The organism is Candidatus Aquicultor secundus, assembly GCF_002791875.1.
GTDB classification, from domain to species: domain Bacteria; phylum Actinomycetota; class Aquicultoria; order Aquicultorales; family Aquicultoraceae; genus Aquicultor_A; species Aquicultor_A secundus.
Genome location: NZ_PFNG01000187.1, coordinates 1 through 249, shown reverse-complemented (window position 1 = coordinate 249; position 249 = coordinate 1). Strand labels below are relative to the sequence as shown.

At 51.8% G+C, this 249-nt stretch carries 1 protein-coding gene; it reads right to left on the bottom strand.

From position 1 onward, the window contains the following. Positions 1–90: 90 nt before the first annotated feature. Positions 91–204, bottom strand: a complete 114-nt coding sequence (locus COY37_RS11895) for an iron-sulfur cluster-binding protein (RefSeq protein ID WP_353683011.1) — start codon at positions 202–204, stop codon at positions 91–93. Positions 205–249 lie beyond the last annotated feature (45 nt).

Here is a 249-nt window from a genome sequence, read left to right as displayed (position 1 = left end):
TTTGCTCAGCAAGCCGTGCTATTTTGTCTCCCCGCTTTATTGCTATGCTTGACCTTTGAGTTATTTGCGCAAATTAAGAACGTCCCCCCATTAGAAATCACCGTTTATTGCGTTGAGCTCGGCCAGTGTGAAAACCGGGCCGTCTTTGCAGATGAACTTCGAGCCGACGTTGCAGCGGCCGCAAAGGCCTACGCAGCATTGCATCTTACCCTCGAGGGTAGTGACGATCTGCTCCGGTTGGAAGCCCAT